The organism is Bradyrhizobium sp. 139 (assembly GCF_023074175.1).
Classification (GTDB): domain Bacteria; phylum Pseudomonadota; class Alphaproteobacteria; order Rhizobiales; family Xanthobacteraceae; genus Bradyrhizobium.
Genome location: NZ_JADPKS010000173.1, coordinates 23,839 through 47,267, shown reverse-complemented (window position 1 = coordinate 47,267; position 23,429 = coordinate 23,839). Strand labels below are relative to the sequence as shown.

General features: G+C 62.9%; 19 protein-coding genes and 1 pseudogene. 6 read left to right on the top strand and 14 right to left on the bottom strand.

Annotated features, from left to right (window positions below; genetic code table 11):
• The first annotated feature begins 54 nt into the window (after positions 1 to 54).
• Positions 55 to 1,275, top strand: coding sequence for an ABC transporter substrate-binding protein (locus IVA80_RS36345; RefSeq protein ID WP_247439921.1), 1,221 nt, complete (start codon positions 55 to 57; stop codon positions 1,273 to 1,275).
• 49 nt (positions 1,276 to 1,324) lie between these two features.
• On the opposite strand, the gene IVA80_RS36340 is transcribed toward IVA80_RS36345, so the two are convergent.
• On the bottom strand, positions 1,325 to 1,648 hold the full coding sequence (locus IVA80_RS36340; protein ID WP_247439920.1) for a hypothetical protein: 324 nt from the start codon (positions 1,646 to 1,648) through the stop codon (positions 1,325 to 1,327).
• Positions 1,649 to 2,022: 374 nt separating this feature from the next.
• Here IVA80_RS36340 and IVA80_RS36335 point away from each other — a divergent pair, with 374 nt between their 5' ends.
• Both IVA80_RS36335 and IVA80_RS36330 read left to right on the top strand, forming a co-directional pair.
• Positions 2,023 to 4,257 carry an acetate--CoA ligase family protein gene (locus IVA80_RS36335; protein WP_247439919.1) on the top strand — a complete coding sequence of 745 codons (2,235 nt, stop codon included), beginning with the start codon at positions 2,023 to 2,025 and terminating at the stop codon, positions 4,255 to 4,257.
• 118 nt (positions 4,258 to 4,375) lie between these two features.
• Positions 4,376 to 5,206 carry an MlaD family protein gene (locus IVA80_RS36330; protein ID WP_247439918.1) on the top strand — a complete coding sequence of 277 codons (831 nt, stop codon included), beginning with the start codon at positions 4,376 to 4,378 and terminating at the stop codon, positions 5,204 to 5,206.
• 3 nt (positions 5,207 to 5,209) lie between these two features.
• On the opposite strand, the pseudogene IVA80_RS36325 reads toward IVA80_RS36330, so the two are convergent.
• The 9 genes and pseudogenes from IVA80_RS36325 to urtA all read right to left on the bottom strand — a co-directional run.
• Positions 5,210 to 5,503: pseudogene (locus IVA80_RS36325) on the bottom strand (autotransporter outer membrane beta-barrel domain-containing protein); the annotation flags it as partial.
• A 117-nt stretch (positions 5,504 to 5,620) separates the two neighbouring features.
• Positions 5,621 to 6,661 (bottom strand): aliphatic amidase, encoded by a 1,041-nt coding sequence (locus IVA80_RS36320; RefSeq protein WP_247439917.1) that lies wholly within the window; start codon positions 6,659 to 6,661, stop codon positions 5,621 to 5,623.
• 40 nt (positions 6,662 to 6,701) lie between these two features.
• Positions 6,702 to 7,064 carry a zinc ribbon domain-containing protein gene (locus IVA80_RS36315; protein WP_247439916.1) on the bottom strand — a complete coding sequence of 121 codons (363 nt, stop codon included), beginning with the start codon at positions 7,062 to 7,064 and terminating at the stop codon, positions 6,702 to 6,704.
• A 96-nt stretch (positions 7,065 to 7,160) separates the two neighbouring features.
• Positions 7,161 to 8,390: a formamidase gene (gene fmdA / locus IVA80_RS36310; RefSeq protein ID WP_247439915.1), complete on the bottom strand. Its 1,230-nt coding sequence runs from the start codon at positions 8,388 to 8,390 to the stop codon at positions 7,161 to 7,163.
• A 27-nt stretch (positions 8,391 to 8,417) separates the two neighbouring features.
• The gene (gene urtE / locus IVA80_RS36305) at positions 8,418 to 9,107 is read right to left on the bottom strand and encodes an urea ABC transporter ATP-binding subunit UrtE (protein ID WP_247439914.1); all 690 of its coding nucleotides are present in this window, start codon (positions 9,105 to 9,107) and stop codon (positions 8,418 to 8,420) included.
• 192 nt (positions 9,108 to 9,299) lie between these two features.
• Complete coding sequence (gene urtD / locus IVA80_RS36300) at positions 9,300 to 10,055, bottom strand: urea ABC transporter ATP-binding protein UrtD (RefSeq protein WP_247439913.1); 756 nt, start codon at positions 10,053 to 10,055, stop codon at positions 9,300 to 9,302.
• Between the two features lie 10 nt (positions 10,056 to 10,065).
• Complete coding sequence (urtC, locus tag IVA80_RS36295) at positions 10,066 to 11,208, bottom strand: urea ABC transporter permease subunit UrtC (RefSeq protein ID WP_247439912.1); 1,143 nt, start codon at positions 11,206 to 11,208, stop codon at positions 10,066 to 10,068.
• Positions 11,209 to 11,226: 18 nt separating this feature from the next.
• The gene (urtB, locus tag IVA80_RS36290; RefSeq protein WP_247439911.1) at positions 11,227 to 12,153 is read right to left on the bottom strand and encodes an urea ABC transporter permease subunit UrtB; all 927 of its coding nucleotides are present in this window, start codon (positions 12,151 to 12,153) and stop codon (positions 11,227 to 11,229) included.
• Positions 12,154 to 12,283: 130 nt separating this feature from the next.
• On the bottom strand, positions 12,284 to 13,543 hold the full coding sequence (urtA, locus tag IVA80_RS36285; protein ID WP_247439910.1) for an urea ABC transporter substrate-binding protein: 1,260 nt from the start codon (positions 13,541 to 13,543) through the stop codon (positions 12,284 to 12,286).
• 169 nt (positions 13,544 to 13,712) lie between these two features.
• On the opposite strand from urtA, the gene IVA80_RS36280 reads away from it, so the two are divergent.
• Both IVA80_RS36280 and IVA80_RS36275 read left to right on the top strand, forming a co-directional pair.
• Positions 13,713 to 17,084: an ATP-binding protein gene (locus tag IVA80_RS36280; RefSeq protein WP_247439909.1), complete on the top strand. Its 3,372-nt coding sequence runs from the start codon at positions 13,713 to 13,715 to the stop codon at positions 17,082 to 17,084.
• Complete coding sequence (locus IVA80_RS36275) at positions 17,068 to 17,997, top strand: response regulator (RefSeq protein WP_247439908.1); 930 nt, start codon at positions 17,068 to 17,070, stop codon at positions 17,995 to 17,997. The genes IVA80_RS36280 and IVA80_RS36275 overlap by 17 nt, the downstream gene beginning before the upstream one ends.
• A gap of 243 nt (positions 17,998 to 18,240) precedes the next feature.
• On the opposite strand, the gene IVA80_RS36270 is transcribed toward IVA80_RS36275, so the two are convergent.
• Both IVA80_RS36270 and IVA80_RS36265 read right to left on the bottom strand, forming a co-directional pair.
• The gene (locus IVA80_RS36270) at positions 18,241 to 19,743 is read right to left on the bottom strand and encodes an NAD(P)/FAD-dependent oxidoreductase (RefSeq protein ID WP_247439907.1); all 1,503 of its coding nucleotides are present in this window, start codon (positions 19,741 to 19,743) and stop codon (positions 18,241 to 18,243) included.
• A 126-nt stretch (positions 19,744 to 19,869) separates the two neighbouring features.
• A complete protein-coding gene (locus IVA80_RS36265) occupies positions 19,870 to 20,628 on the bottom strand; it encodes a trypsin-like serine protease (protein ID WP_247439906.1) in 759 nt (252 codons plus the stop codon).
• Between the two features lie 109 nt (positions 20,629 to 20,737).
• Between IVA80_RS36265 and IVA80_RS36260 the strand changes: the two genes are divergently transcribed.
• Positions 20,738 to 21,373, top strand: coding sequence for an HAD-IA family hydrolase (locus IVA80_RS36260; RefSeq protein ID WP_247439905.1), 636 nt, complete (start codon positions 20,738 to 20,740; stop codon positions 21,371 to 21,373).
• Between the two features lie 53 nt (positions 21,374 to 21,426).
• Here the strand turns inward: IVA80_RS36260 and mtnA are convergent, their stop codons facing one another.
• Both mtnA and IVA80_RS36250 read right to left on the bottom strand, forming a co-directional pair.
• Positions 21,427 to 22,533, bottom strand: a complete 1,107-nt coding sequence (gene mtnA, locus IVA80_RS36255) for an S-methyl-5-thioribose-1-phosphate isomerase (protein ID WP_247439904.1) — start codon at positions 22,531 to 22,533, stop codon at positions 21,427 to 21,429.
• Positions 22,534 to 22,551: 18 nt separating this feature from the next.
• Positions 22,552 to 23,427 carry an S-methyl-5'-thioadenosine phosphorylase gene (locus IVA80_RS36250; RefSeq protein WP_247439903.1) on the bottom strand — a complete coding sequence of 292 codons (876 nt, stop codon included), beginning with the start codon at positions 23,425 to 23,427 and terminating at the stop codon, positions 22,552 to 22,554.
• Positions 23,428 to 23,429 lie beyond the last annotated feature (2 nt).

The following is a 23,429-nucleotide window of genomic DNA, read 5'->3' as shown; positions in this document are numbered from 1 at the left end:
TCGACGTGCCTGCTCCAACCCGGAAGAAACCCCAAGGGAATTTAAGGAATTTTCATGAACAAGAAGCTCTCCCTGCTTGCCGCAGCAACGGCGCTGGCGTTGTTCACCGCCCAGGCCGCCCAAGCGCAGAAGGCGTACGACACCGGCGTCACCGACACCGAGATCAAGATCGGCAATGTCGAAGCCTATTCCGGTCCCGCTTCCGCCTACGGCATCATCGGCAAGACCGAGGAAGCCTATTTCAAGATGATCAACGACCAGGGCGGCATCAACGGCCGCAAGATCAACTGGATCTCCTATGATGACGGTTACTCGCCGCCGAAGACCGTGGAGCAGGTCCGCAAGCTGATCGAGAGCGACGAGGTCTTCCTGGTCTTCAACGCGCTGGGCACGCCGACCCAGACCGCAGTTCAGAAGTATCACAATGCCAAGAAGGTGCCGCAGCTCTTCCTCGCCACCGGCGCCAGCAAGTGGAACGACCCGAAGAACTTTCCCTGGACCATGGGCTTCCAGCCCAGTTATCGGGTCGAGGCACAGATCTTCGCCAAGTACATTCTGAAGGAGAAGCCGGACGCGAAGGTCGCGATCTTCTATGCCAACGACGACTTCGGCAAAGACTACCTCGCCGGCATCAAGGACGTATTCGGCGACAAGGCGGCGAAGTTGATTGTGGCCGAAGAGAGCTACGAGACGTCGGAGCCGTCGATCGATGCTCACATCGTCAAGCTCAAGGGCACCGGCGCCGATGTCTTCGTGAACATCGCGACCCCGAAGTTCGCGGCACAGGCGATCAAGAAGATCGCGGAGCTGGAGTGGAAGCCGTTGCACCTCATGACTGATGTCTCGGTCTCCATCGGCGCGGTGATGAAGCCGGCCGGCCTGGAGGCCTCCGAAGGCGTGCTGTCGGCCGGCTATCTGAAGGATGCGTCGGATCCGCAATGGAAGGACGACGAGGGCATGAAGAAGTTCATGGCCTTCATCGACAAGTACATGCCCGGTGCGAACATTTCGGACGCCAATCTGGTTTACGCCTATGCCGCTGCCCAGACCATGGTGCAGGTGCTGAAGCAGGCGGGCGACAATCTGACCCGGGAGAATGTGATGAAGCAGGCCGCGAGCCTCAAAGACTTCGTCCCCGACACGCTGATCCCGGGGATCAAGATCAACACCTCTGCTGCGGACTTCGCGCCGATCGAGCAGCTCAAGATGTGGCGGTTCAAGAAGGGCCAGTGGGAGCTGTTCGGCGATATCATCAGCGCCGAAACGGGCGGCTAGTTCGACCGAAAGTACCAGCCCGAAAATGCGAATGGCGGCCGAAGGGCCGCTATTCTCTTTCGGCGAGCGACGATGCTCTTCCGGCGCTTTCAGCCTCCGGAATGTCCTGTCCGAGGTCGATCGCCACGATGGACAGGCCGAGGCGACGCGAATCGCGGACACCCCTGAGCACCGGGCATGACCACGCAAGAGTGGCAATGCCGGATGGCGGCAGATCGAGGCTCAGCGTGTAGCTGTCGCCACCGGTCACGATCGCTTCCGGACTGACGGGCGCGCCGTCGAGATAGAAATGCGCGCCGATCCTGTCGCAGCCTCCGCCTGCGACAGGCGGCTGTGGCAGATCGGCACGGACCGGCAGGAAAACCCGGCCCAATCCGGATGATTATCGATCGCGAGGATGCAGAGCTCGATCACACCAGGCTCGGGCCTGCAATGCGACTCCGAAGAACAGATGTTGCCGCGGGCCTTGGTCGCGCCGAATGCGCAGAGCCCGATGTCGTGCTCGGAATCGGTGAATTCGAGGCGCGCCCTCTGGGCCATCGCGCCTTGAAGTCGAGCCGCACATCATCGTCATCCGCCAGCAGCAGCGGCTCCGATCGTTCGCACTTTCGCCAAAAGTCTGGTGATGCTAGCCTTGCCGCGAAGCCACACCATTCCGCCACGCGGCATGGAGCCCGCACGATCAGCCCCGCCAGAAGCCGGCGCATGACAGCGCGCTGCAACAAGAACAAAAGATGAGGAAGCACCATGGAAGCCCAAGTGCCAGCAGCGTTCATATCCGCTGCGTCCGTTTCTCCGCGCCCATGGTCTCCATCGCCCGACGCCAGTGACGTCGTCAAAGGCATCCACGCCTTACTGCACCCGCACAACATCGTGCTGGTGGGCGCGACCGACAAGCCCGGCAACTATGCCGAGCGCATCTGGAACAATCTGGTCAAGTACGGCTACGAGGGCGGGCTCTATCCGGTCAACGCCAAGCGCGAGACGATCTGGGGCGTCCCCTGCTACAAGGATTTTGCGAACCTGCCGGAAAAGCCTGATCATGTGCTGGTGCTGGTGCCGGCGCGCTTTGCCGTGCAGGTGATCCGCGACGCCGCCGCAGCCGGCGCGCGGTCGGCCACCATCGTCACCTCCGGCTTCAGCGAGTTGCAGGATGATGAGAGCCAGAAGCTCGCCGCCGAACTGCAAGCGGCCGTGCGCGAGACGGGCCTCGCCGTCACCGGCCCGAACTGCCTCGGCAATTTGAGCGCCGGCGAGAAGCTCTTCACCAACATCGACGACCGCATCGTCACCATGGAACAGGGCGCGGTGGCGATCGCCGGGCAATCCGGCGCCATCGTCATGGCGATCCGCCAGGCGCTGGAGGATCGCGGCGTTGGTGTAGGCTACATGGTGACGACCGGAAACGAGGCCGGGCTCGAGACGCCAGACCTGATGCGCTATTTCGCCGAGGATCCGAGCATCGAGGTGATCGTGGTCTATCTCGAAGGCGTCCGCAACACCAGGGCGTTCCGCGACGCCTGCAAGGCCGCGCGCGCCGCGAGCAAGCCGGTGATCGCGCTCAAGCTCGGATCGTCGGAAGGCGGCCGCGCGGCGGCGATGGCACACACCGGCGCGCTCGCTGGCTCGATCGAGACGTTCGACGCCATCGCAACACGCGAAGGCGTGATCCGGGTGGGCGGCCTCGACGAGCTGATCGAGACCACCGAATGCTTTGTTCACTCTGCCGTACCCAAAGGCGGCCGGCTCGCCGCGGTCACGCTGTCCGGCGGCAAGCGTGGCATGCTGATCGATGCCTTCTATGCCGAAGGCCTGAATTTTGCGCCGCTGAGCCCGCATGTCAGCTCGGAGCTGGCAAAGATGCTCGGGCCGGGCTCGATCGTCGGCAATCCGCTCGACGCCGGCTTTGCCGCAGTGGTCGACCCCTCCGTCTACATGAGTTCGATCAAGCTGATGATCGACGATCCCGATATCGACATCGTCATCATCGATTCCGAACTACCGAAGGCCCCGCACGAACAGCGTGAGCGCAATCTGCGCATCGTCGACGAGATGGCCAGTCGGGCCTCGAAGCCGGTAATCTACATCAGCGCGATGTCGATCGGCTTCACCGAATTCACCAAGAGCTTGCGCAAATCGCTGCCGCATCTCGCGGTCATGCAGGGCATGGACCGTGCGGTGACTGCGATCAAATCCCTGCTCGACTATGCCAAACTGCGCAAGGAAGTGCCCGACATCGTCTCGAGCTCCAAGCCTGCCGCGCGCGCCATGCTGGAGAAGGCGCTGACATCGGCAACCGGCGCCGCGCTCGACGAGGTCGCCTCGAAGAAGCTGCTGAAAGCCTATGGCATCCCGATCTCGAAGGAGGCGATCGCACAGACGGCAGCCGAGGCCGTGAAGATCGCCAAGCAGATCGGCTTTCCGGTCGTGGCAAAAATCGTCAGCGCCGAAATCCTGCACAAATCCGATATTGGCGGCGTGGTGCTGAACCTCAATAGCGCGGCCGAGGTGAAGAAGGCATTCACTGACATCACGGCGCGGGTGAGCAGGTTGAAGGGAAAGCCGAAGCTCGACGGCATCCTGATCGCGCAGCAGGTCAAGGCCGATCTCGAGCTCGTGGTCGGCGCCTCGCTCGATGCCGAGATGGGTCCGGTCGTGCTGTTCGGCACCGGCGGCATCGACATCGAGCTGATGAAGGACGTGGCGCTCGCCGGCGCGCCGCTGGACGAGGCCGAAGCGCGGCTCCTGATCGGCCGCACCAAGGCCGGTATCAAGATGCGCGGCTATCGCGGCAAGCCGGCCTTGCACGAGGCCTCCGCGGTGAAAGCGCTGGTCGGCCTATCCAACCTGATCGCAGATGCCGGCGACCGGATCGCCTCGATCGACGTCAACCCGTTCCTGATCAACACCAAGGCGGGCGTCGCCGTCGACGCCCTGATCGTGTTGAACAATGCTGCAGCAAAGCGCGCGGCCGGGCATTGATATCGCACAGGGCGGATTGGCGGGTTACGCTTCGCTAACCCGCCCTATTTAACATTGCGGTCATAGCCTGATCCGGGCTCCTTCCAACCACCCCGCTTTGGCCGTAAAATCGTCCCGCATGGCACGCGCGAGCAACCTGGTAATCGGAACGGCGACGCTGGCGGTCATCGCCGTGGCGTTCGGCGGCGTGCTCGGCGTGCAGAAATGGCGCACCGCCCAGAGCCGCAGCCAGTTGCGCGTGGTGTTCGAGGGCGGCTCCGCCAGCGGACTGCGCCGCGGCGGGCCGGTCAATTTCGACGGTGTTCCCGCGGGCCAGATCCTGTCGATCAAGCTGGACAATCCGCGCAAGATCGTGGCGCTGGTGATGCTCGACAACACCGCGCCGATCCGCAAGGACACGGTTGCGGGCATCGAGTTCCAGGGCCTCACCGGCGTCGCCGCGATCTCGCTGATCGGGGGCGCGCCCTCCGCCCCGCCGGTGCCGCTGGACTCGGACGGCGTCCCCGTGCTGACCGCGGATCTCAGCGACGCCGAATCCATCGTCGATACCCTGCATAGTGTCGACCGCACGATCGTGAGCAACGCTCCCGCGATCAGGGAGGGCCTGCGCACGTTCGAGGACCACACCGCCGACCTGCGCAGCAAGGGCGGCGAAATCGACTCTATCATGGCCAAGGTCGACAGCGCCTTTGCGGGATTCGACAAGGCAGTCACCAAGATCGAAGGCGTGGTGCCCGGCTTCGCCGATGGCAAGGCGGACGAACTGTTCGAGAAGATCAAGGGACTGCACGATCTTGCCGATACCATGAAGAAGAAGTCGGCGAGCTACGTCGAGGATATCCGTCGCTCACTGCTCGACGTCAGCGAGGCCGCCAACAAGATGAGCGGGGCGCCCGCCGTCCCCGCATCCCCGCGCCCGCCGCGCAAGCCTCCGCAGAAGAAGCAGTAAAGCTTACCACGCGTACCGTACGACGCCCTCGCCCGCGTAGGAACGGGTCACGTTCGAGAACTCGCCCTCGAAGGTCGCCGGCGCAGACCAGCCGTTCATCCAGTTCATCTGCACCGCCGCCGTGGTCAGCGCGGAATCGCGCGCCTGCGCGGCGCCGTTGACGACAAAGGCCGATCCCGGCAGCGTCTGAAACGCCGCGCCGAGGCTGCGGTCCGCATTGTAATCATGCGCCCAGGCGACGCGGCCGCGCAGGGTCATCATCAGGCCGCCGGCCGCGGCAAACGACTTGTCCGCGCGCTCCTATCGCGCGCATGCGGTCAGAACGTCCACCCATGTACGGCCGTTCACATCAAGGGCTGATCATCCAATGCGCACGCCGTGCCCTCCGCCTCTCGACGTGGCGCGGGCAATGGCTCAGTAGTTGCTCGGAGACGCCCCATTCGGGATGCCGTCGATCGGGCACTCGTCGGTGCCCGGCGTCGAGCGGGTCATCGCCTCGACCATGTCTCGCGTGCCTTCCGGATCGGCAATCCAGTTCTTGTAGAAATCATACGGACACGCCGCGACGCCGCGCGGGCTCTCACCGGAATTGATCATGCCGGTGTAGCCGCGGTGGACCAGCTTGTAGAGATGGTTCTGCGACTGGCCATTGCGGCGCGCATCGCGGATCAGATGTTTCGAGAGCTGGGCGTATTGGATGCCGTAGTCCTCCTCGCCGCATTCGCCGAGCGTACGTCCATCGAAGCCGATGATCGCCGAATGACCGAAATAGGAATAGACGCCATCGAAGCCGGCGGCATTGGCGACCGCGACATAGACATTGTTGGCCCACGCCATCGCCTTGGAAATCAGGATCTGCTGTTCCTTGGCCGGATACATGTAGCCCTGGCAACGCACGATCAGCTCGGCGCCCTTCATGGCGCAGTCACGCCAGATCTCCGGAAAATTGCCGTCGTCGCAGATGATCAGGCTGACCTTCATCCCTTTCGGGCCTTCGGAGACATAGGTGCAGTTGCCGGGATACCAGCCTTCGATCGGCACCCACGGCATGATCTTGCGGTACTTCTGGACGATCTCGCCCTTATCGTTCATCAGGATCAGGGTGTTGTAGGGCGCCTTGTGCGGATGCTCCTCGTGGCGCTCCCCGGTCAGCGAGAACACGCCCCAGACTTTCGCCTTGCGGCAGGCCTCGGCAAAAATCGCGGTCTCTTCACCGGGCACCGCCGAGGCGGTCTCGTACATCTCCTTGGGGTCGTACATGATGCCCTGGGTGGAGTATTCCGGGAAGATCACCAGATCCATGCCGGGCAAACCGGTCTTCATGCCCACCAGCATGTCGGCGATCTTGCGGGCGTTGTCGAGCACCTCGGCCTTGGTGTGCAGGCGAGGCATCTTGTAGTTGACCACTGCGACGCCGACGGTGTCGTTGCTGCTGGAAATGTCACCGTGAAGCATTGGAATTGCTCCTCCACTTTGTTTGAGATTGCCGCGTGAATTAGTGACTGATCATCCAGGGCCGCGCCGTCGGAAAGCCCTTGGCGCCGCTCCTGGTCTTGGTCACCAGCCGCGCCGGCTTTTTCTTGTCCGGCGTGTTCTTGCCCGTGGAGCAGCAGCCGCAGCCGGGGCCGTGCGAGGCCTTGTATTGCGCGAGCGTCTGCGGCGCGTGCGAGCTGCGCTCATTGACGGCGTGCGCCTTGCGTTTTTCGGCCGGCGTGCAGAAGAAGTTCGGCGCGGTCAGGATGACGCGCGGCGCCATCGTCTCGCAATGCGGGCAGGCCTGCGGATCGTCGCATTCGGCCATCGGGCGCATATCCTTGAAAGGCCCGCAATCGTCACAGAGATATTCATAGACCGGCATTGCATCATCCCTACGCTGTTGCCTGTATGAGAAGCCATTCCGCGGCGGATGCGGGGCGGCAAATACGCTGCCGTCCCGCATCCCGTCGCGCAGGGATCATTTGTCCGGTGAGATCGGCATCTGGATGTCGCCCTTGATGTGCTTGATCGGTCCCGCCGACGACGGCATCACGTCGAAGTCGAAGATCTCCGTCGGCAGCCATAACGTGGCGCAGGCGTTGGGCACGTCGACCACGCCGGAGATGTGGCCCTGAACCGGTGCGGTGCCAAGGATCGAGTAGGCCTGCGCGCCGGAGTAGCCGAACTTCTTCAGATACTCGATCGCATTCAGGCAGGCCTGGCGGTAGGCGATAGTGACGTCGAGATAGTGCTGCTTGCCGGCTTCGTCGACCGAAATGCCCTCGAAGATCAGATAGTCCTTGTAGTTCGGCGTGATCGGCGACGGCCTGAAGATCGGATTCTTGATGCCGTATTTCGCCATGCCGTCCTTGATCACCTCGACCTTCAGATGCAGCCAGCCGGCCATCTCGATGGCGCCGCAGAAGGTGATCTCGCCATCGCCCTGGCTGAAGTGCAGATCACCCATCGAGAGACCGGCGCCGGGCACGTAGACCGGAAAGTAGATCTTCGATCCGCGCGAAAGATCCTTGATGTCGCAATTGCCGCCATGCTCGCGCGGCGGCACCGTGCGCGCGCCTTCCGCGCCGATCTTGGCCTTGACGTCGCCCTTGGCGCGGCCGCCATGAGCGGTCGGCGCGAATGGCGGGTTGGCAAGGCCGGGCACACGGGTCGGGTTGGTCGCGATCAGCTCGGCCTCGCGCTTGTTCCAGGTGTCCAGCATCTTCGGATCGGGCAGACAGCCGATCAGGCCGGGATGGATCAGGCCCGCGAAGTTGACGCCGGGAATGTGGCGCGACGAGGTGTAGAGGCCCTTGATGTCCCAGATCGATTTCTGCGCCAGCGGGAAATGGTCGGTGAGGAAGCCGCCGCCATTCTGCTTGGAGAAGAAGCCGTTGAAGCCCCAGAGGCTCTCCTTGAGCGGGCCGACGTCGAGCAGATCGACGACGAGGAGATCGCCGGGCTCGGCGCCCTTGACGCCGATCGGGCCCGAGAGGAAGTGCACGATCGACAGATCGATATCCCGCACGTCGTCGGCCGAGTCGTTGTTCTTGATGAAGCCGCCGGTCCAGTCATAGGTCTCGATGATGAAGTCGTCGCCGGGGTTGACCCAGGCCACGATCGGGATGTCGGGGTGCCAGCGGTTATGCACCATGTCATTATCGTAAGCCGACTTGGTGAGATCGACCTTGATCAGTGTCTCTGGCATCGAGATGCTCCCCTTTTATACGGTTGGTTAGACAGACAGATATTTCGAGACCTGCGTGGCATCGACGGCGTCGCGCGGATCGTCGCGCACAATCTCGCCGTTCTCGATCACCAGCACGCGGTCGGCGATGTCGAGCGCGAAGCTCAGGACCTGCTCGGACACGACGATCGACAGCCCCCGCTCATCGCGGATGCGCTTCAGCGTGCGCGCCATGTCCTTGATGATCGACGGCTGGATGCCTTCGGTCGGCTCGTCCAGCAGCAGCACTTTGGGCTTGGTCGCGAGCGCGCGGGCGATCGCGAGCTGTTGCTGCTGGCCGCCGGAGAGATTACCGCCGCGACGGCCCTTCATCTCCAGCAGCACCGGAAACAGTTCGTAGATGTCGCCGGGCACCTCCGACCCGCCGGAGACGACGAGACCTGTTTCGATGTTCTCCTTCACCGTCATGGTCGAGAAGATCATGCGGCCCTGCGGCACATAGGCGAGGCCCTTGGCGACGCGCTCGTAGCTCGGCAGGCTGCCGAGCTCGGCGCCGTCCATGATCACCGAGCCGCTCTTCGCGGGCAGGATGCCCATCAGCGATTTCATCAGCGTGGTCTTGCCCATGCCGTTGCGGCCCATGATCGCCACGATTTCGTTGGGCGCGACGTTGACGTTGAGCCCGTGCAGCACCTCGCTCTGGCCGTAGGCGACGTGAAGATCTGAGATAGCGAGCATGCGAGGCTCCTACGACTTGGTGTTCTTCACCTCTCCCCGTCGGGGAGAGGTCGCGCCGAAGGCGCGGGTGAGGGGGATCGGGTCCCACGAGAGAGCGGAGCCCCTCACCCGAATTGCTTCGCAATTCGATCTCTCCCTATGGGAGAGGTGAACGGAGCCCGTAGCACTCGTTTGACTCACGTTGGCCATTCGTCAGTGACCCAAATAGACTTCGACGACCTTGAGGTCGTTCTTCACCTTCTCCATGGTCCCTTCCGAGAGGATCTGGCCCTGGTGAAGCACGGTGACCTTGTGCGCGATGTCCTCGACGAACTTCATGTCGTGCTCGATCACCAGCACAGAGCGGTTCTTGATGATGCGGTTGAGCAGCTCGGCGGTCTTGGCACGCTCGGACACGCTCATGCCGGCGACGGGCTCGTCCAGCATCAACAAATCCGGATCCTGGATCAGCAGCATGCCTATCTCGAGCCACTGCTTCTGGCCGTGGCTGAGCAGATCGGCGTTCACGTTCAGCCGGTCCTTCAGGAAGATCATTTCGGCGACTTCATGCACCCGGTCGCGCACCGCGGCGTCGCGGGTGAAGGTCAGCGCACCGAACACCGAGCGTCCGCGCGGATACGAGATCTCCAGATTCTCGAACACCGTGAGATCGTCGTAGATCGAGGGGTTCTGGAATTTACGACCGACCCCCGTCTTGACGATCTCGTTTTCTCTCATCCGCGTCAGCTCCTTGCCGCGGAATTGGATCGAGCCGGACGTTGCTTTGGTCTTGCCGCAGATCAGGTCGAGCACGGTGGTCTTGCCGGCGCCGTTAGGACCGATGATGACGCGGATTTCGTTCTCGTCCACGTAGAACGAGAGATCGTTGACCGCCTTGAACCCGTCGAACGACACGGTCAGCGCTTCGACGGCGAGCAGGAATTCCTTGGGCTGGTGACCTACGAGCATGATGATCTCCTCACTCCGCCGGGGCGCCGTCGGTGACCGATTTGTCGGTCCAGCCTTCGGGTTTCGGTTTGCGCGACGAGATCAGGCGATCGATGTGCGGCTGCACATAATCGCCCCAGATCCCGGCAAGGCCGTTCGGGAAGGCGAGAACCACGGCGATGAACAACCCGCCCAATCCGAACAGCCACAATTCGGGAAAGGTCTCCGACAGGCTGGTCTTGGCGAAATTGACCAGCAGCGTGCCGTAGACCGCGCCGAGGATCGACAACCGGCCGCCGACCGCGGTGTAGATCACCATCTCGATCGACGGCACGATGCCGACGAAGGACGGCGACATGAAGCCGACATTGAGCGCGAACATGGCACCGCCGATCGCGGCGAACACGGCAGCGACGCAGAAGGCGAAGATCTTGAAGTTCGCGACGCTGTAGCCGGAGAAGCGGACGCGGTCCTCCTTCTCACGCATCGCAACCAGGATGCGTCCGAGCTTGGAGTGTCGGACGAACTGCGCGATCATGATGCAGACGAACAGGCACCCGACCTCGAAGAAGTACAGCACGACCTTGGCGTGGTCGGGACGGATGTCCCATCCTTTCAGCGTGCGCAAATCGGTCATGCCGTTGATGCCGCCGGTGTAGCCCTGCTGGCCCACGATCAGGATCGTCAGGATGGCCGCGACCGCCTGGGTGATGATGGCGAAATAAGTGCCGCCGACCCGGCGCTTGAACATCGCAGTGCCGATGATGAGGGCAAAGATGCCGGGCACGAGAATGATGGCGGCGATTGTGAAGGTCAGGCTGCTGAAAGGCTTCCAGAACAATGGCAGCGCGGTGATCTGATTCCAGTCCATGAAATCGGGAATGCCGGGTGTCGACTGGATCTTGGTGTTCTCCACGCTCGAGGCCTCGAGCTTGAGGAACATCGCCATGCAGTATCCGCCGAGTCCGAAGAAAACGCCCTGGCCGAGGCTAAGAATGCCGCCATAGCCCCAGCAGACCACCAGCCCCAGCGCGACGAAGGCGTAGGTCAGATATTTTGCGACCAGGTTGAGCCTGAAGACATCGAGCGTGAGCGGCAGGATCACCATCAGGAAAACCGCGAGCACCAGAATTCCGATGAACTCCGATCGATTGAAGAAACGATTGTCGGTCATTGCATCAGCCCCAGTTTCTCACTTGCGGACCTTGAGGGCGAACAGCCCTTGCGGCCGCAGCATCAGGATTCCGACAACGGCGAGCAGCGTCAGCACCTTCGCCATCGAGCCCGACATGAAGAACTCGAGGGTGGATTGCGTCTGCGAGATCGAGAAGGCCGAGGCGATGGTGCCAAGCAGGCTCGCGGCGCCGCCGAACACGACCACCAGGAACGTGTCGACGATGTAGAGCTGCCCGGAAGTTGGCCCGGTGGAGCCGATCATGGTGAAGGCGCTGCCGGCGATGCCGGCGATGCCGCAGCCGAGGCCGTAGGTATAGCGGTCGACCTTTTCGGTGTTGATGCCGACCGCGCCGGCCATGACGCGGTTCTGCACGACCGCACGGACCTGGCGACCCCAGCGCGACTTGTACATGACGTAAGCGACACAGACGGTGATCAGGAGGGTGAGGCACATCACGAAGACGCCGTTGATCGGCACCTCGATGCTGTCGGTCACGTGCAAGGAGCCAAGCATCCATTGCGGCAACTCGACGCCGACCTCGCGCGCGCCGAACACGGAGCGATAGGCCTGCTGCAGCATCAGGCTGAGACCCCAGGTCGCAAGCAGCGTATCGAGCGGGCGCTTGTAGAGATGCCGTATCAGCACCCACTCCACCAACATTCCAAGCGCGCCGGATGCGACGAAGGCCAGGATCATCGCGAGGAAGAAGTAGCCGCTGAACAGGCTCGGCAAATAGGACTGGAAGATATTCGAGGTCATCCAGGTGACGTAGGCGCCGAGGATCATGAACTCGCCATGGGCCATGTTGATGACGCCCATCTGGCCGAAGATGATGGCAAGCCCGAGCGCCATCAGGACATAGACCGAGAACAGGATCAGTCCCGCAAAACCCTGCATGACGAAAATGGAGCCAAGATCACCAAGCGAGTAGTCGCCGAACATCGATGTCCTCCGTCGGGGATAAGGTCCCGCGTCGCGAGCAGGTTCGCGACGCGGGGGTCTTGGGCTGGACTTGCAATCCACGCCAGGGAGCGGTTTTGGCTTGAAGGGAAACGGCGGCGAACGCCGCGTCTTACTGGTAGCCCTTGGGGAACGGATCCGGCTCGACGAGATCGGCAGTCTCGTAGATCAGCTCGAACTGGCCATCGAGCTTGGCGCGTCCCACCCGGGTCTTCGACCAGAGGTGATGGTTTTCGTGGATGCGCACATAGCCTTCCGGCGCGTTCTTGAACTCGACGCCCGGCGAAGCCGCGGCGATCTTGTCGACGTCGAAGGAGCCCGCCTTCTCCACCGTCAACTTCCACAGCCACGGGCCGAGATAGGCAGCCTGGGTAACGTCTCCGATGACAGTCTTCTCGCCCCACATCGTTTTGAACGCCGGAACGAAGGTCTTGTTGTTCGGATTGTCGAGCGACTGGAAGTACTTCATGCAGGCATAGGCGCCCGCGATGTTCTCGCCGCCGATGCCGTCGATCTCGTCTTCGGTCACCGAGATCGTCAGCAGCGCCTGCTTGGAGAGGTCGATGCCGGCGGCCTTGAGCTGCTTGTAGAATGCGACGTTCGAGCCGCCGACGACGTCGGTGAAGATCACGTCGGGCTTGGTCAACTTGATCTTGTTGATCACCGAGTTGAACTGGGTGTTGCCGAGCGGATAGTACTCCTCGCCGACGACCTTGCCCTTCAGCACGTTCTCGACGTGTTTGCGCGCGATCTTGTTCGAGGTGCGCGGCCAGATGTAGTCGGAGCCGATGAAGAAGAACGACTTGGCGCCCTTTTCCTTGGCGATCCAGTTCAGGCCGGCGAGAATCTGCTGGGTCGCCTCCTGGCCGGTGTAAATCACGTTCTTGGACTGCTCGAGGCCTTCGTAGAAGGTCGGGTAATAGAGCATGCCGTTATACTGCTCCATGACCGGCAGCACGGCCTTGCGGGATGCCGACGTCCAGCAGCCCATGATCGCCGCGACCTTGTCGTTGACGAGCAGCTTCTTGGCCTTTTCCGCAAAGGTGGGCCAATCGCTGGCGCCGTCTTCCTGGATGAACTTGATCTTGCGCCCGAGCACGCCGCCCATGGCGTTGATCTGCTCGATGGCTAGCTTTTCGGCTTCGATCGAGCCGGTCTCGGAGATGGCCATGGTGCCGGTAGCCGAGTGCAGGATGCCGACCGTCACCTCGGTGTCGGTGATCGCCAGGCCGGTCGTGTTGACCGCCGAGGTCGCCGGGGTCTGCGCAAAAGACGCCCGCGGCAGCATCGTGATAACAGGCACGGCGGCCATTCCCATCAATAGTTTGCGCCGGAGCGGCGACAACAGGCCCTTGTTGGCTTTGTCTGACATGAGCACCCCACTTTTTGTTCGAGGACACGCGATTGGTGCCGTGAGGATGGCTCGAATTTGTGCAACGCAAGCATACGCAAGATCGCGTATACTGCACCGCAAAATGCCGACGTAGGCTTTTGGTATGGGATTTGCGAGGGCTCCGGGTCGGTATCGGGAGTGGAGTTAAGTGGCAGGGCGGCAGCGAATAGACCGCGTCAGGCGTCAGTACAACCAATGGGTCGCCAACCAGACGCTGGAAGACTACGCGCTGCGCTTCACTGCCAAGAGCGCGCGCCGCTGGTCTGCCGCCCGCGTCGCCAACACTGCACTCGGCGCCATCTCCTTTCTGGCGCTGGAAGCGATCGGCGGCACCATCACGCTGAACTACGGCGTTACCAACGCCAGCGCCGCGATCCTGGTCGTCTCCATCATCAACTTCTTCTGCGGCGTACCGATTGCCTATCACGCAGCCAAATGCGGCATCGACATTGACCTGCTCACCCGCGGCGCCGGCTTCGGCTATATCGGTTCGACCGTCACCTCACTGATCTACGCCTCCTTCACCTTCATCTTCTTCGCCATCGAGGCGGTGATCCTGGCGACGGCGCTGGAGATGTGTTTCGGCATTCCGCGCCCGATCGGCTATCTCATCAGCGCGGTGGCGATCATCCCGCTCGTCACCTATGGCATCACGCTGATCAGCCGCTTCCAGCTCTGGACGCAGCCGATCTGGATCATCCTGCACATCCTGCCCTTTGCCGCGATCGCCTGGGCCAACCCTTACTCGTTCACGGAGTGGCGCAAGTTTGCCGGCGAGCATGGCGACCCCGGCGGGCATTTCGATCTGTTGCTGTTCGGCGTCGCATCCTCCGTGGTGTTCTCGCTGGTGGCGCAGATCGGCGAGCAGGTCGACTTCCTCAGGTTTCTGCCGCGCGACCGCCGCACCTCGCGAACGTCGTGGTGGATCGCTCTGCTGATCGCGGGCCCCGGCTGGATCATCTTCGGCGCACTGAAATTGTTGCTGGGCTCCTTTCTCGCGTTCTTTGCGTTGAACCACGGCCTCTCCGGCGAGTTGGCTGCCGAGCCCGCGCACATGTATCTCGAGGCGTTTCGCTACGTGCTGTCGCAGCCTGACATGGCGCTGGCGCTCACCGGTGCGTTCGTGATCCTGTCGCAGCTCAAGATCAACGTCACCAACGCATATGCAGGCTCGATCGCCTGGTCGAACTTCTTCTCGCGTCTGACGCACAGCCATCCCGGCCGGGTGGTCTGGCTGGTGTTCAACGTGATGGTGGCTCTGCTCTTGATGGAGATCGGCGTCTACAAGGCCCTGGAGCAGACGCTGGCGCTCTACTCCAATGTCGCGATCGCCTGGGTCGGCGCACTGGTGTCCGATCTCGTGGTCAACAAGCCGCTCGGCCTGCGCCCGCCGCAGATGGAGTTCAAGCGCGCCCATCTCTACGATATCAATCCGGTCGGCGTCGGCGCCATGACGATTGCGACCATCGTCTCGATCGCTGCATTCTACGGCCTATTCGGCCCGACCATGAAGGCGCTCGCGGCCTTCGTCGCGCTGACGGTCGCCTTCGTCACCGCGCCTGTCATTGCCTGGCTCACCGGCGGAAATTTCTACATCGCACGCAAACCGAAGCGGAGCTGGGCCAATATCGAGGCGATCCAGTGCTGTATCTGCGAGCACAATTTCGAGCCGGAGGACATGACGTCCTGCCCCGCCTATGCCGGCCCGATCTGCTCGCTGTGCTGCTCGCTCGATGCGCGCTGCCACGACCTCTGCAAGCCGCATGCACGGGCGCAGGTGCAGTTCGCCAACGCGCTCGGCAGGATTTTGCCGCAGCCGATCTATCAGCGGATCAACTCGCAGTTCGGTCACTATATCGGCGTGTTCGTGATCTCCGCCGGCCTCGTCGCACTGGTGCTGGGACTGATCTATCTCCAGACCTCGGCGAGCGTCCCTGGCGAGAACAGGCTCGTCTCCGACGTGCTTTGGAACGTGTTCTTCTCGCTCAGCATCATCATCGGCGTGGTGGCCTGGCTGTTCGTGCTGGCGCAGCAGAGCCGGCGGGCGGCGGAGGCCGAGACACGGCGGCAGACTGCACTTCTGATCCAGGAGATCGACGCGCACAAGCGCACCGACGCCGAGCTCCAGCGCGCCAAGGAGGTCGCCGAATCCGCCAACCTCGCCAAGAGCCGCTACGTGGTGGGCCTGAGCCACGAGCTGCGCTCACCGCTGAATGCCATCAGCGGCTATGCCCAGCTGCTGGAGCAGGACGCGACGCTCAACACCAAGCCGCGCGACCAGGTCCGCGTGGTCCGCCGCAGCGCCGATCACCTCTCCGGCCTGATCGACGGCATCCTTGATATCTCCAAGATCGAGGCGGGACGGCTGTATCTCTCGCGTGACGAGGTGCGCTTGAGCGAATTCCTCGACCAGCTCGTCGGCATGTTCCGTCTCCAGGCCGCCGCCAAGGGCATCGACTTCGTGTTCAGGCGGCCCGCGCATTTGCCGGTCGTGGTCTATGCCGACGAGAAGCGGCTGCGCCAGGTACTGATCAATCTGCTCTCCAACGCGATCAAGTTCACCCAGACCGGCAGCGTTCAGTTCGTCGTCCACTATCGCAGCCCCGTTGCCGAGTTCGAGGTGATCGACACCGGCCCCGGCATCCAGGGTGACGACCTCGAACGCATCTTTGCGCCGTTCGAGCGCGGCGCGCTCGGCGTCTCGCAGCCGCAGACCGGAACCGGGCTGGGCCTGACCATCAGCCGGCTGCTCGCCGGCGTCATGGGCGGCGACATCAAAGTCTTGAGCACGGTCGGCGCCGGCAGCACCTTCAAGGTCAAGATCCTGCTGTCGGAAGTCACCAATCCGCAGCGCATCGCGCCGGTGGAGGCGCCGGTCTCCGGCTATCACGGCGCCCGCAAGACCATCCTCATTACCGACGACGACCCCGTGCATCGCGACCTCCTGCGCGAGGTGCTGACGCCGCTCGGCTTCATCCTGCTCAGCGCTCCCGACGGGCCGGGCTGCCTGGCGCTGGCGCAGCACTGCCGGCCCGATCTGTTCCTGCTCGACATCTCCATGCCGGGCATGGACGGTTGGGCGGTCGCGCAGACGCTGCGCGCGAACGGCCATCATCAGGCGCGCATCCTGATGGTGTCGGCCAGCGCGCTCGAAGCTCACGGCACGCCGCTGGCGCAGCCCTTCCACGACGGCTATCTGATGAAGCCGATCGACATTCCGCGGCTCCTCGAAAGCATCCGCCAGCTCCTCAGGATCGAATGGCAGTATGGCTCGGACGAGATCATCGTGCCGCTGTGGCAGCCGGAGAGCGGCTCGCGGCCGCCGGTGCGGCACATCGAGGCGCTGATCGGGCTCGGTCAGATCGGCTACGTCAGGGGCATTCAATTGAAGTTGGACGAGATCGGCAGCGAGCATCCCGAACATGCCGACTTCGTCGCGCAGATGCGAGCGCTGGTCGACCGTTTCGATCTCGACCAGTACATGGCCACATTGAAAGCGTTGTATGCGCATGAGCATTGAGTCGAAAAAGCGCGACGTCGCGCTCGTTGTCGACGATTCGCCGGAGACGCTGCGGCTGCTCACCGACGCACTCGATGGCGCCGGGATGACGGTGATGGTGGCGCTCGACGGCGCGGCCGCGATGCGCATCGTCGACCAGATCACGCCCGATATCGTGTTGCTGGACGCCGTGATGCCCGGCATGGACGGATTCGAGACCTGCCGCCGGCTCAAGCGCGATGCGGGCGTTGCCAACGTGCCCGTGATCTTCATGACGGGTCTTGCCGAGACCGAGCACATCGTGCGCGGGCTGGAGGCCGGCGGCGTCGACTACGTGACAAAACCGATTGTGATCGAGGAGATGCTGGCGCGCATCCGTGTCCATCTCGGCAATGCCCGCCTGACCCAGAGCGCGCGCGCCGCGCTCGACGTCTCCGGCCGCTTCCTGTTCTCGGTCAACCGCCTGGGCAAGGTTCTCTGGGCGACGCCGCAGGCGCAGAAGCTACTGTCAGACCATCACAGCGAGCAGGTCGACGACGACTTCGTCCTTCCGCCATCACTGCTGCAATGGCTGGAGCAGGCGAAGGGCAAGGGCAGCTCGAAGTCTCAGCCCGGCTCCTTGCCCGACAATCCGCAACTCCGGTTCTATTACATGGGCGAAACCGCGCCGAACGAGTTCCTGCTGCGGCTCTCCAAGGAATCCGGCACCACGCTGCCGCCCGAATTCATCAGCGAACTCGGCCTCACCACCCGCGAAGGCGAGGTGCTGGCCTGGCTCAGCAAGGGCAAGACCAACCGCGACATCGCGCAGATCTTGGGCTTGAGCCCGCGCACGGTCGACAAGCATCTGGAGCAGATCTATTCCAAGCTCGGCGTGGAGAACCGGACCGCGGCGGCGGCAATCGCGACGAATACGACAAGGCGGAATTCGTAACCGTACTGCGAATGAGTTGAGACGCCACTCACCCAACAAACAGCGTCGTCCCGGACAAGCGAAGCGAAGCGGAGCGCTGATCCGGGACCCATAGCCACATGAAGGCGTTTGGCGACGACTTATAGTGGCGGGACTGCCACCACCCGATAGATTCCGCGGTATGGGTCCCGGATCTGCGCTTACGCTTGTCCGGGACGACACTGGAGTGTGCGGCAATCGTTGCCACACCTCGGCACCAACGGCTCACCCATATACAAACGCCCCATCATCCAGATCCGTCTTCGGAATCTCGTCCTTCTCGGTCCAGTAATCCTGGCTGTGCTGCCATTCCGGCTTGTCGCCGCGCTTGGGGAGCAGGTCCATGTCGCGCATGATGTAGCCGGGGTTGAAGTTTTCCGGATCGATCCAGGGCAGGATCGGCATGTTGTGGTCTTCGGCCCGCAGCTTGACCTCGACCTTCTTCTTGCCCATGGCCTTCATGTGGCCTAGCAGACGGCAGACGAAGTCGGCGACGAGGTCGACGCGCAGCGTCCAGCTCGCACGAAAATAGCCGAACACCCAGACCATGTTCGGCACGCCCGTGAACATCATGCCGCGATACGTGACGGTGTCGCCGAACGCGAGCGGCTTGCCGTCGATCGCGAAGGCGATGTCGCCGAGCGCGGCGAGGTTGAAGCCGGTCGCGGTGACGACGAGGTCAGCTTCGAGCAGCTTGCCGGACTTGAGCTGGATGCCATTCTCGACGAAACTCTCGATCTCGTCCGTGACGACGGAGGCGTTGCCGCTGGCGATGCCTTTGAACAGATCGGCATCGGGCACGAAAGCAATGCGCTGCCGCCACGGCCGGTAGCTCGGCGTAAAATGCGTCGCCACGTCGTAGTCCGGTCCGAGGACCGCGCTGATCTGCCCGATCAGCTCTTTCTTGACCTGCTCGGGTTTGCTTACGCAGAGCTTGGTGAACGCATCCTGCTCGAACAGTATCTTGCGGCGAACGATCTCGTGAATCCACTCCTCGTCAACCTGAAGCCTGCGCAGCTCCTCTGCGATCTCGATGGCATTGCGGCCGAGGCGGAAATAGGTCGGCGAGCGCTGCAGCATGGTGACATGCGCGCATTTGTCGGCGATGTTCGGCACCAGTGTCGCCGCCGTCGCGCCGGAGCCGATCACGACCACCTTCTTGCCCGCGAGCTCAATATCATCCGGCCAGGTCTGCGGATGGACGATGCGGCCCTTGAAACGGTCCGTGCCTTTCCATTCCGGCGTGTAGCCTTCCGAATGACGATAATAGCCCTGACACATCCAGAGGAAGTTCGCGGTGAAGATCTTTGGCTCGCCGGTGTCGGTCGTCACCGCCTCGATGGTCCAGAGATTCTGCTCGCTCGACCAGCTCGCGGAATTGATCTTGTGCTTGTAGCGGATATGCCGGGCGATATCGTTGTCGTCGATGACCTCGTTCATGTAGGCGAGGATTTCTTCGGCGGTCGCTATAGGCGGGCCAACCCACGGCTTGAAGCTGTAGCCAAAGGTGTGGAGGTCACTGTCCGAGCGGATGCCGGGATAGCGATGCGTAGTCCAGGTGCCACCGAACGTCGCCTGCGTTTCCAGAATGACGTAGCTCGTGCCCGGAAGCTGCTTTGTGACGTGATAGGCGCTGCCGATGCCGGAGATGCCGGCACCGACGATCAGCACGTCGAAATGTTCAGAGGCCTGCTTGGCCGTGGCGTGACTGCGAACAGCGACATTCATTGTTGCTTCTATGCCTTGCTTGTTTTGGTGGCCGCCCTTTAACCGGGCGGCGCGTTTCCTCCGCGACGGGCATGGTTGCCTATCGCGCTTCCATTTCAAAATGACATAGATCAAATCGTGGTCAAATCACAGCGCCGCACCCCAGCTCCGCGCGGTCTGCAATATCCAGTCGCGGTAGAGCGTGAGCGGCGTGACGCCGGTCAATCCGCCGCAGCCGGCGCCGCCGTTCGGCCCCGTGGACCAGCTGATGACGCCGACAAGCACCGGACCGTTCGGTTTGTCCTCGAACACTGGGCCGCCGGAATCGCCGGTGCAGGCGCCAATTCCGTCGCGAACACCGTTGGTTACGGGATCGACCAGCCGGATCTGAAGCGTGCCGGGCTGGCCCGTGGCAACGAGGCCGGCAACGCGCGTCGCGCCGCCGCTCTTGCCGTCACCGCGTACGGTGACGCCGATACCGGCGATGACGAAGCGGCTGCCGACCTGGATTGGAATATTCGGCGCACCGACCGGCATCGCCGATTTTCCCTTCAGTGGAATTTCCAGTTGCAGCAATGCCACGTCCGCAGTGGCGCGGTGCGCCTGCATTGCCTGCATGTTGAAGTTGGGATGGATCGCGACTGTCCGTACATTCAGCAATTGCGGCTGACCGTCAGCGCTGCGATCGACGATCTTGTAGTCGGCCCCGGGCTGCACGCAATGGGCAACGGTGAGCACGAGCTTTGGCGCGATCAAGCTGCCGGTGCAGAAATTGCCGCGCGAGCCGACGATGGTGACGACCGCGCGCGCAACACCCTCGGCCTGCGGCGTGCCGCCGCCGACGATGGCGTGCGCGGGCGTGGCGAACAGCAGCGCGGCTGTGACGAGAGTTACGAGCTTTTTCATGGGAACACGCTTTGGCGTCAGCATCAGTGACGACGGGGATTGCTTCAGACTGGCCCTTGCCGATAGCGCATGCTAGCGCTCTTGGAAAGGAATTGACGAGGGCGAAATCTTGACGATCGAGGCTGTGATCTTTGATTTTGGCGGCGTGCTGACGAGCTCGCCGTTCGAGGCGTTCGCGCGGTTCGAGTCCGAGCGCAACCTGCCGATCGAGATCATCCGGCGCACCAACGCCGCCAATCATCTGGAAAACGCCTGGGCCAAGTTCGAGCGCGCCGAGGTCGATATTGACGCCTTCGACAAGCTTTTCGCGGAGGAATCGCGTGCGCTCGGCGCGGAGGTGCGCGGCCGCGACGTGCTGCCGCTGCTCCAGGGCGATCTGCGTCCCGAGATGGTCGAAGCCCTGAAGCGCATCAAGGCGCAATTCAAGACCGGCTGCATCACAAACAATCTGCCGGCCAATGCGATCGGCAGCCTGACAGGGCGCACGCTCTATGTCGCCGAGGTGATGGCCCTGTTCGACCACGTCATCGAGTCCGCCAAGATCGGCCTGCGCAAACCCGACCCGCGCATCTACAAGATGATGGTCGAGACGCTCAAGGTCGATCCGAAGAGGTGCATCTATCTCGATGATCTCGGCGTCAACCTCAAACCCGCGCGCGAGATGGGCATGACCACGATCAAGGTTGCAAGTGGCGCCCAGGCCATCGCCGAGCTCGAGGCGGCGACGGGGCTGAAGCTCGGTTAGCCAGTCCATCCTTCGTCATTGCGGGCGCGGAACGGTCTCGCCTGGCGAACTGACTACTCCGCCGCGGCGGCGATCCGTTCGGGGAACGCTTCGGCGAGCGAAGCACGATCCGGCTTCAGCACGCCCCGCTCGGTGATGAGGCCGGTGACGAGCCGCGCCGGCGTCACGTCGAACGCGTAGTTCGCGACCGGCGAGCCCTCCGGCACGATCCGCACCGTCTCCAGCCTTCCATCCGCGGTGCGGCCGGTCATGTCGGTAACTTCCGTGCCGCTGCGCTGCTCGATCGGAATGTCGCGGATGCCGTCATCAACGGCGAAATCGATCGTCGGCGACGGCAGCGCGACATAGAACGGCACGCCATTGTCGTGCGCGGCAAGCGCCTTCAAATAAGTGCCGATCTTGTTGCAGACGTCGCCATTTGCCGCGACGCGATCGGTGCCGACGATGGCGAGATCGACCATGCCGTGCTGCATCAGATGTCCGCCGGTGTTGTCGGCAATCACGGTGTGCGGCACGCCGTGATGACCGAGTTCCCAGGCGGTGAGCGAGGCGCCCTGGTTGCGCGGACGCGTCTCATCGACCCAGACATGGATCTTGATGCCGCGCTCATGCGCGAGATAGATCGGCGCCGTTGCGGTGCCCCAGTCGACGGTCGCGAGCCAACCGGCATTGCAATGGGTCAGCAAATTGACCGTCTCGCCTGGCCGCTTCGCCGCAATCGCCTCGATCAGCTTCAGGCCGTTGCCGGCAATGCCGCGGTTGATCTCGATGTCCTGCTCGGCGATCTCGTCAGCGCGTACGTAGGCCGCCTCCGCCCTTTCAACGGGATCGACCGGCGCGAGCGCCTTGCGCATCTCGCCCAGCGCCCATTTCAGATTGATCGCCGTCGGCCGCGCCACGACCAGCGTCTCGTAGGCATGCTTCAGGCCAGCGTCCGAGGAGTCCTCGCGCATGGCGAGCGCCATGCCGTAGGCCGCTGTTGCGCCGATCAGCGGGGCGCCACGCACCAACATGTCGCGGATCGCAACCGCTGCGTCTTCGCATGACGTCATACGCGCGACGACGAACTCATGCGGCAGCCTGCGCTGGTCGATCGCGCCGACCGACCAGCCATCGCGTTCACGCCAAATGCTGCGGAAATGCTTGCCGTCAACCTTCATGGCATTCTGCCTTTCGTCTCACGCCCGCAGGATGCGCCCGGCCACCGCATCGAGCTTCTTCAAAAGCTCGGGATCGCGCGCCTCGGGCGCCGTGATCAGCGCGGTGTCGAGCGCGCGGTCCGAACCGATCGGGCACGGCTCGTGCTCGCGCGGAAAGTCCTTCCCCAGACGTGCCACCAGCGCCTTCGCCTTGTCGGCGTTCGACGTCAGCACGCGGATGATGTCCTGTACGGTGACGGCATCGTGATCGGGATGCCAGCAATCGAAATCGGTCACCATCGCGACGGTGGCGTAACAGATCTCGGCCTCACGTGCGAGCTTCGCCTCGGGCATGTTGGTCATGCCAATGACAGAGTAGCCCAGCGTCTTATAGGTCATGCTCTCCGCATAGGTGGAGAATTGCGGTCCCTCCATGCAGACATATGTGCCGCCGCGCGCGACGGCGATACCTTCGGCTTCGGCGGCGGCCGCGAGATGGATGCGCAGCCGCGGCGAAACCGGGTGCGCCATCGACACATGCGCGACGCAGCCCCTGCCGAAGAACGAGCTCTCGCGCTTGTGGGTGCGATCGACGAACTGGTCGACGAGAACGAAGGTGCCGGGCGGCAGTTCCTCTTTGAACGAGCCGCAGGCCGAAAGCGAGATCAGGTCGGTGACGCCGACCCGCTTCAGAACATCAATGTTGGCGCGATAATTGATGTCGGAGGGCGACAACCGGTGACCCTTGTCGTGCCGCGGCAGGAACACGATCGGCAGGCCGGCAATAGAGCCGCGTCGCAGAGGGGCCGACGGCTCGCCCCAGGGGCTCTCGATCACCTCTTCGCGCGCGCCCTCAAGACCCGGCAGATCATAGATGCCGGAGCCGCCGATGATGCCCAATACCGCCTGCGTCATGC